Below are 13,529 nucleotides of genomic sequence, written 5' to 3'. Positions count from 1 at the left end.
TTTCACATACTTTATCAGCCAAAGCATAAGGATTGAAATTGTCTATGACAAGGACATACCCGAACCCATCCGCAAAAATACTGGTCGCCGGTTGCGGCAAGCTAGGCGGCGCCATCGCTTGTGAACTGGCCAAACAGGCGACTGTGTATGGCCTGCGCCGCAATCCCGGCAACGTGCCCGAAGGCATTACCGGCATTGGCGCCGACCTGAGCAAGCCGGAGACCCTGAACGGCAAACTGCCCGACAACCTGGATGTGGTGGTCTACTGCCTGACACCATCTGACTACAGCGAGCAGGGTTATCATCAGGCCTATGTAACCGGATTGCAGAACCTGCTGGTCGCCATTGGCGAACGCCCGCTGACCCGCCTGTTTTTTGTCAGCAGCACCAGCGTTTATGCCCAGGACGATGACAGCTGGGTGGATGAGACCGGCCCGGCCGAACCCGACCGGTTTACCGGCCAGCAAATACGCCAGGGCGAACAGACGGCGCTGGAGAGTATCCATCCGGCAACCGTGGTCCGTTTCAGCGGTATTTACGGCCCCACCCGCCAGCGTTTCCTGGAAGAAGTGCTGGAGGGGCGCATGAACCCACAGCCGCCGGCACCGTTCAGCAATCGCATTCATGAGGTGGATGCCGCCAATGCCATCGCCTGGCTGGCAGGGCAGGCGCTTGCCGGCAAAACCATTGAGGATCTGTATATCGCCAGTGATTGCCAGCCGGTGCGGCTGGATGAAGTGGTTGACTGGGTTCGACAGCAGGTGCCATGCAAGGAACCTGTGGAAGGAGCGAGAAAAGGCGGGCGGGCCGGTAGCAAGCGCTGCAACAACCAGCGCCTGCTCGACAGCGGCTTTCAGTTCCGGTACCCGGACTACAAGGCCGGATACCGGGAGATGATCAGCAACCTCAGCTGAGCACCATTACCGCTTCCATTTCCACCGGCACGTCTTTGGGCAGCGCTGCCACACCCACGGCAGCGCGGGCCGGATAGGGCTCCTGGAAATAGGTGGCCATGATTTCATTGACCGTGGCGAAATTGGCCAGGTCGGTCATGTAGATGTTCAGCTTGACGATGTCCTTGAGCTCGCCGCCGGCGGCTTCACACACGGCCTTCAGGTTCTCGAACACCTGCCGGGTCTTGGCGGCGAAGTCGCCCGCCACCACTTCCATGGTTTCCGGGTCCAGCGGAATCTGGCCAGACAGATACACGGTATCTCCGGCTTTCACCGCCTGGGAGTAGGTACCAATCGCCTGCGGGGCGTTTTCGGTCTGGATAACAGATTTGTTGGTCATGACCTTCAGTTTCCTCTTTGCCAAAACGCCAATCGTCGCCCTTTGTTGGCGCGACTGTCAACCGCCGGAAGTCAGTGCCGTACCCGGTTTATCTGGGTCACCGCCCGAATGTTGCGCACCCGGCGCATCACCCGTGCAAGGTGTCGGCGACCGTTCACATGCACCACCAGGCTGACCACACCGAACTTGGCATTCTGTTCTTCCACCCCGATACGCTCGATGTTGCCGTCGGCCATAGCCACCGCGTTGGCCACCTCGGCAATCACGCCGCGCTGGCGCTCGAGCTCCACACGCAGCTCGACCGAGAACTCATCGGTAATGTCCTTGGCCCACTTCAGGTGGGTCAGGCGCGCCCGGCCTTCGTCGTCTTCCGGCAGCTTCGAGCAGGTATCCGAGTGAATCACCATGCCGTTGCCAGAGTCCATCACGCCCACCACCGGATCGCCCGGAATCGGCTTGCAGCAGGAGGCGAACTTCACCAGCAGGCCTTCTGTGCCGCGAATGGTTACCGGGCCGGCCTTGCCGTCGCCGGTGTTCTCCAGGTTGGCAGGGCCTTCCTCCATCGCCTCGCCACCCGATACCAGTTGCCTGGCCACCAGGTAGGCCATCCGGTTGCCCAGGCCAATATCGCTGACCAGATCGTCAAAGCTGTTGACCTGGTTGTGGTTGACCACCAACTGGCGCTGGGCTTCGCTGATATCGCTCAGCTTGGCACCAAAGCCTTTCAGAGAGCGCTTCAGCAGGGTACGACCCAGTTCCAGTGATTCCGCCCGCTCGCGGGTTTTCAGGGCATGGCGAATACTGCTGCGGGCCTTACCGGTGACCACAAAACTCAACCAGGCCGGATTCGGCCGGGCACCAGGAGCGGTGATGATTTCCACCGTCTGGCCGCTCTGCAGCGGCTGGCTTAACGACGCCAGGTTGCGGTTGATCCGGCAGGCCACTGCCGCGTTACCGATATCGGTGTGAATCGCATAGGCAAAATCCACCGGGGTGGCACCACCGGGCAACTCCATGATCCGCCCCTTGGGCGTGAACACATAGACCTCATCCGGGAACAGGTCGACCTTCACATGCTCGATGAATTCCATGGAGTCGTCCGCGCGCTCCTGGATTTCCATCAGCCCCTTGACCCACTTATCGACCCGCGCCTGATTGATGGTGGTCACACCGGATTCTTCGTTCTTGTACATCCAGTGGGCGGCAATGCCGTTATTGGCAATGTGTTCCATTTCCTCGGTACGGATCTGGATTTCGATGTTCACATGCATGCCGAACAGGGTGGTGTGCAACGACTGATAGCCGTTGGCCTTGGGCATGGCGATGTAATCCTTGAACCGCCCCGGCAGTGGTTTGTAAAGGCTGTGCACCACGCCAAGGATGCGATAACAGTCGTCCTCGGTTTCGGTAATGATGCGGAAGGCGTACACGTCCATGATTTCATGGAAGGATTTATGCTTGAACTTCATCTTGTTGTAGATAGAGTTCAGGTGTTTTTCCCGGCCCATGATTTTGCCGGGCAGCCCACGCTCCTTCAGTTTTTCTTCCAGTTTGCCGCGAATGTCTTCAATGATCTCCCGGTGGCTACCCCGCAGCTTGTCCAACGCCTTGGCGATGTATTTCGAACGCATGGGGTACAGAGAGGAAAAACCCAGGTCTTCCAGTTCGGTGCAAATGGAATGCATGCCCAGCCGGTGGGCAATGGGCGCGTAGATATCCAGGGTTTCGGTGGCAATGCGCAGGCGCTTCTCGTACGGCATGGGGCCGAGCGTGCGCATATTGTGCAAGCGGTCGGCCAGTTTCACCAGAATGACCCGGATGTCCCGGGCCATGGCCAGGGTCATTTTCTGGAAGTTTTCAGCCTGGGCTTCGGCGCGGGTGCGAAATTCAATCTGGGTGAGCTTGGAGACGCCATCCACCAGTTCGGCCACATCGTCGCCGAACTGTTCCGACAGTGCGTCTTTGGGAATGCCGGTATCTTCGATGACATCGTGAAGCATGGCCGCCATCAGGCTTTGGTGGTCAAGCTTCAGGTTGGCAAGTATGCCGGCCACGGCCAGCGGGTGGGTAATGTAGCGGTCGCCGCTTTTGCGCATCTGGCCCTCATGGGCCTGTTCGGCGTAATAGTACGCCCTTCGCACCTGATTGATGCGATTGTTATCCAGATAAGCACCCAACACCGGGGTCAGGTCTTCTACCGTTGCCTCTGCCGACACCGCGCCTCCGTCAATCTCTGAACGCCGGAACGAAAAAAGCCCGAATGCATGCATCCGGGCTTTCCGTGTCCTTCCGGCAGGTTACTATAGAATACACTATAAACTGCGGAGGGATATTTCAATGCTTTTCCCACGCTCCCGCTTCAGGCCGGGCGCAGGCGCACTGCTTTAATCTTCTTCCTGCTCGGTCAGCAGATCGCGGGTGATCTTGCCTTCGGCAATTTCACGCAGCGCGATGACTGTCGGCTTATCATTTTCTTCCGGCACCATCGGCTCGGCACCTTTGGTGGAAATCTGGCGGGCGCGCTTGGTGGCCAGCATAACCAGCTGAAAGCGGTTATCAACGTTTTCCAGACAATCTTCAACGGTAACTCGTGCCATTATGTTCCCCGAAACTCAACAAACACTGATGAAAGACCGCGTAGTGTAATACCCGCGGCTCACTTTGTATACAGAAAACCGGTCCAGGAAAAGGCTCCGGTTACAGGCCGCCGGCCAGGCCAGCCAGCAATTGCGCGTGACGCAGTTTCTGTACATCCATTCTCAAACGCTGGCTGCGCACAATACTGAGCAACTCGCCCAGCGCCTGGTCGAAGTCATCGTTCACCACCAGGTAATCAAACTCCACCGCGTGCCGGCATTCCTCGGCGGCTTCGGCCAGGCGGCGTTCAATCACCTCTGGTGCATCGGTGCCACGGCCCACCAGCCGTTCACGCAACACGGCGGCGGACGGCGGCACAATAAAGATACCCACACACTCGGGAATCAGCCGGCGCACCTGCTCGGCGCCCTGCCAGTCGATTTCCAGGATTACATCCTGGCCGGTGGCCAGCGTCTCCCGCACCCACACCTGGGAGGTGCCGTAGTAATTGCCGAAAACGTCAGCGTGCTCCAGGAAATCGCCCCGGGCAATCATCGCCTCGAACTCGTCCCGGCTGACAAAATGGTAGTTCACGCCATCCTGTTCGCCTTCACGCATGGGGCGCGTGGTATGGGAGATGGACACGCCCAGCCCGGGGTCCTTGCGCAACATTTCCCCCACCAGGCTGGTTTTGCCTGCCCCGGAGGGTGCGGAAATCACGTACAAGGTACCCTGCTCGCCGGCCTGCTTCATGATGTGCTCTCTCCCCGATCAGAAAACGCGCGATTATACGGGCTTTGCCCCGGGTTCGCATCCCGGCCTGCGGTCATTCCAGGTTCTGCACCTGCTCGACGAATAAAAATTAAAAAGCATTTATAAACAGTTACTTGGTGTATTTTTCACAGCCATCGCCGCTCAATACTACCCATTTTACTACCCATGGATAGAAACTCTATCTCTGAGCAGTCCGCGTAGTTACTACCCATGATTATAAACTGGGATAATAGGGAAACTGGGAATCTCGCCCGGAGATTTGTTAAAATGATGTGGGTCAGCCTAATTGCTGTGATTCGTGCGTAAGGTATAGCTTAAGATGTGGGTCTACAAAGATCGCGCTCAGCCTGAATTCAATGGTCAAGAATGAGTGAGCCAACTGGCGTGGAGCAATCCAAGACGTGAAAAAATTCATGAAAGCAGGTATTCGAGGCGTCGCCGCTGCGATTGTCATTGCGCTGGGCGTTTGGGCTTGGTGGCATTTTCAACCGCAGGACTTGCCCGACGGATTCGCCGCCGGAAACGGCCGGATCGAGGCGGTCGAGATCGATATCGCGGCCAGGACCGCAGGCCGGATCCGGGAGATCCTGGTCAACGAGGGCGACTTCGTCCGCGCCGGCCAGGTCTTGGCGAAAATGGACACGGCCGTCCTGGAGGCGCAGCTCCGGGAGGCCGAGGCGCAGTTGCAACGGGCGCTCATCGGCATCGAGACCGCGCAAAGCCTGGTGACCCAGCGCGAGGCCGAGAAGCAGGCCGCCGAGGCGTTTATAGCCCAGAGGAAGGCCGAGCTCGACGCCGCGCAAAAACGGCTTGCCCGCACCCGGGAGCTCGCCTCAAAAAATGCCGCCTCCGAGGCGCAGCTCGATGACGACCGTGCCGCGGCCGCGGCGGCGAAGGCTGCGGTCGGTGCCGCGGAGGCGCAGGCGGCGGCCGCGCAAGCCGCCATAGGGCGGGCCAGGTCGGATGTCATTGCTGCGGAGGCCTCGGTAGAGGCGGCGCGGGCCACCCTCCAGCGCATTCAGGCGGATATCGACGACAGCGTACTGAAATCGCCGCGTGACGGGCGTGTCCAGTACCGCGTCGCCCAGCCTGGCGAAGTCCTCTCCCCGGGCGGCGTGGTACTGAACATGGTCGATCTCACCGATGTGTACATGACATTCTTCCTGCCGACGGAACAGGCCGGGCGGATCGCACTCGGGGCCGAGGCGCGGCTCGTGCTCGACGCCGCCCCGCAATACGTGATCCCGACCGAAATCTCCTTCGTCGCGGACGTCGCGCAGTTCACACCCAAGACGGTGGAGACGCAAGAAGAGCGCCAGAAGCTGATGTTCCGCATCAAGGCGCGGATCGCCCCGGACCTGCTCAGGGAGCACCTCCTCCAGGTCAAGACCGGCCTGCCGGGCATGGCCTATGTGCAGCTCGACCCGCGGGTGGATTGGCCGCCTGAACTGCAGACGAGACTGCCGCAGTGAGCCGTGATGTGCATGCACAGATCGAGGATGGCGGGGGCGCGCCGGTTGCCCGCCTGCGGGATGTGTCCCTGCGCTACGGCAAGGTGCGTGCGCTCGACGAGGTTACCATCGATATCCCGGCGGGCTGCATGGCCGGGCTGATCGGCCCGGACGGGGTCGGCAAGTCGAGCCTGCTGGCGCTGGTCGCCGGCGCCCGCGCGGTCCAGACGGGACAGGTCGCGGTGCTCGGCGGCGACATGGCTGATGCGCACCATCGCCGCGGAGTCGGCCCGCGCATCGCCTACATGCCGCAGGGCCTGGGGCGGAACCTCTATCCGACACTCACGGTGTCCGAGAACCTCGACTTCTTCGGGCGCCTGTTTGGGCATGACGGCGGCGAACGGGCGCGCCGCATTGATGCGCTGACCGGGGCCACAGGGCTCAGGCCGTTTCTCGATCGGGCGGCGGGCAAGCTATCCGGCGGGATGAAGCAGAAGCTCGGCCTCTGCTGCGCGCTGATCCACGACCCGGACCTGCTCATCCTCGACGAGCCGACCACCGGTGTCGACCCCCTCTCACGACGCCAGTTCTGGGAGTTGATCGCCGGCATCCGTCGTTCCCGGCCCGGCATGAGTGTGCTGGTGGCCACCGCCTATATGGAGGAGGCGGCACGTTTCGACTGGCTCGCGGCGATGGACGATGGGCGGGTGCTGGCCAGCGACACGCCCGAAGGCCTGCTGCACAGCACGGGAGCGGAGTCGCTGGAGGCAGCCTTCATCCGGCTGCTGCCGGAAGACAAGCGCCGGGATTATCGGGCCGTTGAGATTCCGCCGCGGCCGGAAGACGATGGCGATGCCGCCATCGAGGCCCGGGATCTGACCATGCGCTTCGGCGAGTTCACCGCGGTCGATCATGTGAACCTGCGTGTCCCACGGGGTGAGATCTTCGGTTTTCTCGGCTCCAACGGCTGCGGCAAGACCACGACCATGAAGATGCTGACCGGCCTTCTGCCGCCGAGTGAAGGCCGGGCCTGGCTGTTCGGACACGAGGTGGACCCGCACGACCTCGCGACCCGTCGCCGCGTCGGCTACATGTCGCAGTCCTTCTCGCTGTATACCGAGCTGACGGTGCGTCAGAACCTGGAGCTGCACGCCCGGCTGTTCCACGTGCCCGCCGCCGAGATTCCAGGGCGGGCGGACGAGATGGTCGAGCGATTCGATCTGGCCACGGTGATCGACACCCTGCCGGACAAGCTGCCACTGGGCATTCGCCAGCGCCTGTCGCTGGCGGTGGCCATGATCCACAAGCCCGAGATGCTGATCCTCGACGAGCCTACCTCAGGTGTCGACCCGGTGGCGCGCGACGCTTTCTGGCGCAGGCTGGTCGAGCTGTCGCGCCGTGACGGGGTGACCATCTTCATCTCCACCCACTTCATGAACGAGGCTGAGCGCTGCGACCGCATCTCGCTGATGCATGCGGGCCGGGTGCTGGTTACCGATACGCCGGCGAATATCGTACAGCAGCGGGGCGCAGAGACCCTGGAAGAGGCATTCGTCGCGCATCTGGAGGAGGCGTCGGGGGAGGGCGAAGCGGGAGAGGAGCAAACAGCGTCGCTCGATACGGTTAACGCGTCGGGAGGTCATCGCGAACCTCAGGGCTGGCGGCGCATGTTCGATCCCCGGCGCATGATCAGCCACGCCCGGCGTGAAGGGTTGGAGCTGCGCCGCGATCCCATCCGGCTAACGCTGGCGCTGCTCGGCAGCGTCATCCTCATGTTCGTGATGGGCTATGGGATCAGCCTCGATGTTGAGGATCTCACCTTTGCGGTGCTGGATCGCGACCAGACCACCGTCAGCCGCGACTATACGCTCAACCTCAGCGGCTCCCGGTACTTCGTCGAGCGGCCGCCGATCACCGATTATGCCGATCTTGACCGGCGAATGCGCGAAGGCGACATCAGTCTGGCGATCGAGATCCCGCCGGGCTTCGCGCGCGACATCGCCCGGGGCCGGCGGGTCGAGATCGGCGCCTGGATCGACGGCGCCATGCCGACACGGGGCGAGACCGTCCGCGGCTATGTGCAGGGAATTCACGCCCACTGGCTGGCGACCAGGGCGCGCGAGGCCGGCTACGGCGAGGCTGTGGCGGGGCTCGTCAATATCGAGACCCGGTTCCGCTATAACCCGGACGTCAAGAGCCTGGTGGCGATGGTACCGGCGGTGATCCCGCTGCTGCTCATGCTGATCCCGGCCATGCTTGCGGCGCTCAGCGTGGTGCGCGAGAAGGAACTCGGCTCGATCACCAACTTCTACGTCACGCCGACCACGCGGCTCGAATTTCTGATCGGCAAGCAGTTCCCTTACGTGGTCCTGTCCTTCCTGAGCTTTCTGCTGCTCACGCTGCTGGCGGTGACCGTCTTCGGCGTGCCGCTGAAGGGCAGCTTCCTGACGCTGGCGGCGGGTGCGCTGCTCTATGTTGGTGCCGCCACGGCCGTGGGGCTGCTGATCTCCACCTTCATGCGCAGCCAGATTGCGGCGATCTTCGGCACGGCGGTGCTCACCATCCTGCCGGCGGCGAATTTCTCCGGCATGATCGACCCGGTCTCGTCCCTGGAAGGGGTGGGCCGGCTGATCGGCGAGATCTACCCGACCACGCATTTCCTGACGATCGCGCGCGGCACCTTCTCGAAGGCCCTCAACTTCTCTGACCTTCATGCCGCCTTTCTCCCGCTGGCGCTGGCCTTACCGGTCCTGATCGGGCTGTCCGCCGCGCTGCTCAAAAAACAGGAGCGATAGTCCATGCGCCTTGCCAATATTTGCCATCTCGGTGTCAAGGAGCTGCGCAGCCTGGTCCGCGACCCGATCATGCTGGTGCTGATCGTCTACGCCTTCACCGTTTCCGTCTACACGGCGGCCACGGCTATGCCGGAGACCCTCAACAAGGCGCCGATCGCGGTGGTGAACGAGGATCGCTCGCCACTGTCCTGGCGTATCGTCAGCGCCTTTTATCCGCCGTACTTTGTTCTCCCCGAGGTGATCGACCAGGCCGAGATGGACGCCCGCATGGATGCCGGCCTCGACACCTTCGCCCTCGACATCCCGCCCAACTTCCAGCGTGACCTGCTGGCAGGGCAGCGGCCCACGGTCCAGCTCAACGTCGATGCCACTCGCATGAGCCAGGCGTTTACCGGCAGCGGCTATATCCAGGCCATTGTGAGCGATGAGGTACGCACCTTTGTGCAGCGTTATCGTGAAGTTCCGGAGTTGCCGGTCGATCTGGCACTGCGGGTGCGCTTCAATCCCCAGCTCAACAAGTCATGGTTCGGCGCGATCATGCAGGTCATCAATAACGTGACCATGCTCTCCATCGTCCTCACCGGCGCGGCACTGATACGCGAGCGCGAGCACGGCACCGTCGAGCATCTGCTGGTCATGCCGGTCACGCCTTTCGAGATCATGAGCAGCAAGGTATGGGCGATGGCGCTGGTCGTCCTTGCCGCCACCGCCTTCGCACTGACTGCGGTGGTGCAGGGTTGGTTGTCCGTGCCGATCGAAGGCTCGCTCGCGTTGTTCCTGGTCGGGACTGCGCTGCATCTGTTCGCGACCACCTCAATGGGCATCTTCCTCGGCACCGTCGCCCGGTCCATGCCGCAGTTCGCCTTGCTGCTGATGCTGGTGCTGCTGCCGCTGCAGATGCTCTCCGGGGGCTCGACGCCGCGCGAGAGCATGCCGGAGGCCGTCCAGTACATCATGCTCGCGGCGCCCAACACCCACTTTGTAATGCTGGCCCAGGCTATTCTCTACCGTGGCGCGGGCCTCGCCACCGTGTGGCCGCAATTTCTGGCCATCGCCGTTATCGGGAGTACCCTTTTTGGCTTGGCCCTGACCCGCTTCCGGCGAACACTCAGCACCATGGCCTGACGGACCTGACGCATGGTAGCGTGGGGTTGCGTCGGGCAGACTCCTAGAGCCAGTTATTCAGCATAATCTCCACGCCAAACCGCTCAATACGCTCGTTATAACCAATCAGACTCTCCCCATACCCGTTGTAGCACTGGAAGAGGCCCTTCAGCGTATCCCCCTATCGGGAAACTGTACCCGAACTCCACCGACGTACATTGGTAGAGCGCATATTGTTCAAAAGCTCCAGCGAGAACGTGCGATCCTCTGTCAGCTTGTAAACCGCGTGGTAGCGACCTCTCAATTAGCAGCGGTAGGCTGATCCAGGTGTTGGCAATACTGCAAATCCAGACCTCAGCAGGCTCAATGCCAGCAGAATAAAAATCAGCTTGTTCCAGATGTTAGCTTAACCGCTGGCTGACACAACCCAGCGCAGGTACATCAGGCCCATGCCACCACAGAGCTTCTGGCACCTTAAACAGCTTGACGTGCTTATCGGCTACATACCAGGTGACTTCTGAGTCCTAAAACTCGGGGCGCTTGCCATGCCGGTCCTGCATCCGCTTGAAGGGAATCGGGCGCACCACCTGTTCCATCTGGGCCAGAAATCGCTCACGTCGGGTTGCCTTTTTCTTGGCGTTAAACCCAGCCCAAGCGAAACTCGGCCGCTTCCTGGTCATTTCTGGTCAATGTGGCTATGATTCACTTGTACCAAAGAATGGCCTGAAGTGGAATTGATCATTGTATCCTTAGACATCTCGCCCGACTGCGAGAACCCGATGACAAAGTGGCGCATAAGGCACGGCGGGAGGATCCGGTTCTCTCTACTGTGCTGCTTGTTTGGCTTGTTGGCGGGGTGCACCACCCTGCCGGCTCTGGAAGGTCGCAGCGTTTCCAGAGCGCTGGACGATGACGAGGCCAGGGCCACCCAGCTTGGCCAGGCGATTGCACCGCGGGTGGAAGAACATCCCGGCAAGAGCGGTATCCAGCCGCTACAGAACCCACGCGATGCCTTTGCCGCCCGGGTACTGCTAGCGCAGGCTGCCGAGCGCACTCTCGATGTCCAGTACTATATCTGGCAGGGCGACACCACCGGCACTCTGTTGCTGGGCGCCTTGCATGCCGCCGCCGAGGGAGGCGTGCGAGTCCGCCTGCTGCTCGATGATAACGGTACTTCCGGCCTGGACAGCGAACTGGCCGCCCTGGCTACGCATCCCAACATTGAAGTGCGGCTGTTCAATCCCTTTGTGGTACGCAGCCCCAAGTGGTTGGGCTATCTGACCGATTTCTCGCGGGCTAACCGGCGCATGCACAACAAGTCCTTCACCGCCGATAACCAGGCCACCATCATTGGCGGGCGCAATGTCGGCGATGAATATTTCGGGGCGACCGAAGGCGTGCTGTTTGCCGATCTGGACGTGATCGCCGTCGGCCCGGTGGTGGAGGACGTGTCCAGCGACTTCGACCGCTATTGGGCCAGCGAGTCCTCCTATCCTGTCGAGCGGATCCTGCCAGCCGCCGACCGCGGCCGGCTGGATCGACTGGCTGCGAGTGCGTCGAGCGTCGAACGCGACCCCGCCGCCTCGGCCTACGTGACTGCCGTACGCCAGTCGGGTTTCGTGGATGAACTGTTGGCCGGCCAGTTGGCCCTGGAGTGGGCCACTACCCGCATGGTCAGCGATGATCCCGCCAAGGGGCTCGGCGACAGTGAAGAAGCCGGGCTGCTGATCCACCAACTCGAAGAAATCATCGGCGTGCCGAGCCGGGATGTGGCGCTGGTCTCGCCTTATTTCGTGCCCACGGCCGCAGGCACCGAGGCCTTTGGCGCGATGGCCAGACGCGGCGTCAAGGTCCGCATCCTGACCAACTCCCTAGACGCCACGGATGTAGTGGCCGTGCACGCCGGCTATGCCAAGCGGCGCAAGGCGCTGCTGGAAGCTGGCGTCATCCTCTATGAAATGCGTAGCCTGCCATCTGTCAGCGGTCACGGTACTGAGCGCAACGAGAGCCCCGGACCTTTCGGCAGCTCCGGCTCCAGCCTGCATGCCAAGACCTTCTCGGTGGATAGCGAGCGGGTATTCATCGGCTCGTTCAATTTCGATCCGCGTTCAGCCAATCTCAACACCGAGCTCGGCTTCGTCATTGATAGCCCGACGCTGGCGCAAAGCATCGCAGCCGCATTCGACGACAGGATCCCCGCTTACGCCTACGAGGTTCGCCTGAGCGAGAAAGGCCAACTCTATTGGCTCGAGCAACAGGGAACAAGACACGTTCGCCATGACAGCGAGCCCAATACCGGCTTCTGGAAGAACAGCGGTGTATTCCTGCTGTCGCTGCTGCCGATCGAGTGGCTGCTGTGAGCACGACCGCGATTGGCAATGACAGCACCGCTTCAGTCGGGGATCATCACGCGAGAGACCAAGTGGGGTTGAAAGCCCTGTTCGCGCATTTCACACTGAACAGTTTGAACGCCCCCTGCTGAAAGCGACGGTAACAAATGGAGACCCTTTGCCATGATGCCATCCTACCCACCGTGGCGGCCTCGCTTTAAAGGGCGTTCTCCTCGGCCTAGCAGGCGAAGACCTTGATGAAGACGCTACGACATATTCCTTGACAACTACCGGTCCTCGACGGCCACCAGGCTGCATGGCGCGTGGGCGAGCAGCAAGGCGGCGCGGCCGGCATCCTCCAGCCGCTCGCCATGCAGACGATCTTCCTGGTCTTCCCCATTGCGGGGCGGCTGACCGACAAGACGCCGGCCTATGCCACGGTCATGGTCGGGCTCGCGGTTTTCGCGGTGTCATCGTTTTTGATGACCGGCGTGGATACTAATACCTCGTTCTGGCTGTTCGCCTAGTGGATCATGCTGGGGCGTATCGGCCTTGGTTTCGTTATGCTGAACTTAAACGCCGGCGCCCTCAGGGCGCTACTCGGTCAGGGCTCCGGCGCAATCAACTTCGTGCGCCAGCTCGGCGGGGCGTTTGGCGTCAACCTTCTTTCCATCGCTCTGGAACGTCGGTCTCAGCTCTACGTTGACAGCTTCACGGCGGCGTTCGAAGCGGCCACACCGGGCAATGACAGCCGGGAAGCGCTAGAGGGGTATGACCAGTGGCGGGAGGAAAGGGCCGCTTGAAATATATAGATGCCTAATGTTTATACTAGAAAGTTGTTTCACCCGATTCTGACCAACCAACCATGAGATACGCCCATGAAAATCGTTAAAGTTCAGGACATCATTGGTACCGAGCGTGAAGTCAGCGACAAGCAGTGGACCAGCCGCCGCCTGCTGCTCAAGAAGGACGAAATGGGATTTTCCTTCCACGAAACCATCATCAAGGCAGGCTCCGAGCACACTTTCTGGTACAAGCACCACCTGGAAGCCGTTTACTGCGTTGCCGGTAACGGGCGCATCAAGGACCTCGCCACGGGTGAAGTTCACGAGATTACCGACGGTACCCTCTACGCCCTGGACAACCACGACAAGCACACCCTGTACGGTGGCACCGAGGACATGCGCCTGATCTGCGCCTTCAAC

12 protein-coding genes and 1 pseudogene are annotated in these 13,529 nt (G+C 61.2%); 8 read left to right on the top strand and 5 right to left on the bottom strand.

The window, feature by feature from the left end; all coding sequences use genetic code 11:
* The first annotated feature begins 44 nt into the window (after positions 1 to 44).
* Positions 45 to 914 carry a sugar nucleotide-binding protein gene (locus tag BMZ63_RS13955; protein WP_091706440.1) on the top strand — a complete coding sequence of 290 codons (870 nt, stop codon included), beginning with the start codon at positions 45 to 47 and terminating at the stop codon, positions 912 to 914.
* Here the strand turns inward: BMZ63_RS13955 and BMZ63_RS13950 are convergent.
* The 4 genes from BMZ63_RS13950 to gmk all read right to left on the bottom strand — a co-directional run bounded on the left by BMZ63_RS13950 (position 907) and on the right by gmk (position 4,623).
* A complete protein-coding gene (locus tag BMZ63_RS13950) occupies positions 907 to 1,293 on the bottom strand; it encodes a RidA family protein (protein ID WP_091706439.1) in 387 nt (128 codons plus the stop codon). The genes BMZ63_RS13955 and BMZ63_RS13950 overlap by 8 nt on opposite strands.
* Positions 1,294 to 1,364: 71 nt before the next feature.
* Complete coding sequence (locus BMZ63_RS13945) at positions 1,365 to 3,509, bottom strand: RelA/SpoT family protein (RefSeq protein WP_091706509.1); 2,145 nt, start codon at positions 3,507 to 3,509, stop codon at positions 1,365 to 1,367.
* A 168-nt stretch (positions 3,510 to 3,677) separates the two neighbouring features.
* A complete protein-coding gene (rpoZ, locus tag BMZ63_RS13940) occupies positions 3,678 to 3,890 on the bottom strand; it encodes a DNA-directed RNA polymerase subunit omega (protein WP_091706437.1) in 213 nt (70 codons plus the stop codon).
* A 100-nt stretch (positions 3,891 to 3,990) separates the two neighbouring features.
* Entirely contained in the window at positions 3,991 to 4,623 is a 633-nt protein-coding gene (gene gmk, locus BMZ63_RS13935) for a guanylate kinase (protein ID WP_091706435.1), read from the bottom strand.
* A 434-nt stretch (positions 4,624 to 5,057) separates the two neighbouring features.
* Here gmk and BMZ63_RS13930 point away from each other — a divergent pair, with 434 nt between their 5' ends.
* Genes BMZ63_RS13930 through BMZ63_RS13920 form a run of 3 tightly spaced genes read left to right on the top strand, consistent with a single transcriptional unit; the run spans position 5,058 to position 10,015 of the window.
* A complete protein-coding gene (locus BMZ63_RS13930; RefSeq protein WP_091706434.1) occupies positions 5,058 to 6,116 on the top strand; it encodes an HlyD family secretion protein in 1,059 nt (352 codons plus the stop codon).
* Positions 6,113 to 8,890, top strand: coding sequence for a ribosome-associated ATPase/putative transporter RbbA (gene rbbA / locus BMZ63_RS13925; RefSeq protein ID WP_091706432.1), 2,778 nt, complete (start codon positions 6,113 to 6,115; stop codon positions 8,888 to 8,890). The genes BMZ63_RS13930 and rbbA overlap by 4 nt, the downstream gene beginning before the upstream one ends.
* A gap of 3 nt (positions 8,891 to 8,893) precedes the next feature.
* The gene (locus tag BMZ63_RS13920) at positions 8,894 to 10,015 is read left to right on the top strand and encodes an ABC transporter permease (RefSeq protein ID WP_091706430.1); all 1,122 of its coding nucleotides are present in this window, start codon (positions 8,894 to 8,896) and stop codon (positions 10,013 to 10,015) included.
* A 43-nt stretch (positions 10,016 to 10,058) separates the two neighbouring features.
* Here the strand turns inward: BMZ63_RS13920 and BMZ63_RS13915 are convergent.
* Positions 10,059 to 10,286: pseudogene (locus BMZ63_RS13915) on the bottom strand (phospholipase A); the annotation flags it as partial.
* A gap of 487 nt (positions 10,287 to 10,773) precedes the next feature.
* Here BMZ63_RS13915 and BMZ63_RS13910 point away from each other — a divergent pair.
* The 4 genes from BMZ63_RS13910 to BMZ63_RS13900 all read left to right on the top strand — a co-directional run.
* A complete protein-coding gene (locus BMZ63_RS13910; protein ID WP_091706507.1) occupies positions 10,774 to 12,354 on the top strand; it encodes a phospholipase D family protein in 1,581 nt (526 codons plus the stop codon).
* A gap of 293 nt (positions 12,355 to 12,647) precedes the next feature.
* Entirely contained in the window at positions 12,648 to 12,851 is a 204-nt protein-coding gene (locus tag BMZ63_RS15040; protein ID WP_218141252.1) for a hypothetical protein, read from the top strand.
* A 36-nt stretch (positions 12,852 to 12,887) separates the two neighbouring features.
* Positions 12,888 to 13,127: a hypothetical protein gene (locus tag BMZ63_RS15035; RefSeq protein ID WP_218141251.1), complete on the top strand. Its 240-nt coding sequence runs from the start codon at positions 12,888 to 12,890 to the stop codon at positions 13,125 to 13,127.
* 75 nt (positions 13,128 to 13,202) lie between these two features.
* Positions 13,203 to 13,529, top strand: a 327-nt coding sequence (locus tag BMZ63_RS13900) for an ectoine synthase (protein WP_091706428.1), incomplete at its 3' end; no start/stop codon positions are given.

The sequence above is a fragment of the Marinobacter persicus genome, assembly GCF_900114155.1.
GTDB classification, from domain to species: Bacteria; Pseudomonadota; Gammaproteobacteria; order Pseudomonadales; family Oleiphilaceae; genus Marinobacter; species Marinobacter persicus.
This window is presented reverse-complemented; position numbering and strand designations above follow the sequence as displayed.

Excerpts from the sequence above, each read along its gene's own strand:
- BMZ63_RS13955 (WP_091706440.1), top strand. The coding sequence starts at position 45 with ATGACAAGGACATACCCGAACCCATCCGCAAAAATACTGGTCGCCGGT.
- BMZ63_RS13950 (WP_091706439.1), bottom strand. The coding sequence starts at position 1,293 with ATGACCAACAAATCTGTTATCCAGACCGAAAACGCCCCGCAGGCGATT.
- rpoZ (WP_091706437.1), bottom strand. The coding sequence starts at position 3,890 with ATGGCACGAGTTACCGTTGAAGATTGTCTGGAAAACGTTGATAACCGC.
- gmk (WP_091706435.1), bottom strand. The coding sequence starts at position 4,623 with ATGAAGCAGGCCGGCGAGCAGGGTACCTTGTACGTGATTTCCGCACCC.
- BMZ63_RS13930 (WP_091706434.1), top strand. The coding sequence starts at position 5,058 with ATGAAAGCAGGTATTCGAGGCGTCGCCGCTGCGATTGTCATTGCGCTG.
- BMZ63_RS13920 (WP_091706430.1), top strand. The coding sequence starts at position 8,894 with ATGCGCCTTGCCAATATTTGCCATCTCGGTGTCAAGGAGCTGCGCAGC.
- BMZ63_RS13910 (WP_091706507.1), top strand. The coding sequence starts at position 10,774 with ATGACAAAGTGGCGCATAAGGCACGGCGGGAGGATCCGGTTCTCTCTA.
- BMZ63_RS15035 (WP_218141251.1), top strand. The coding sequence starts at position 12,888 with ATGCTGAACTTAAACGCCGGCGCCCTCAGGGCGCTACTCGGTCAGGGC.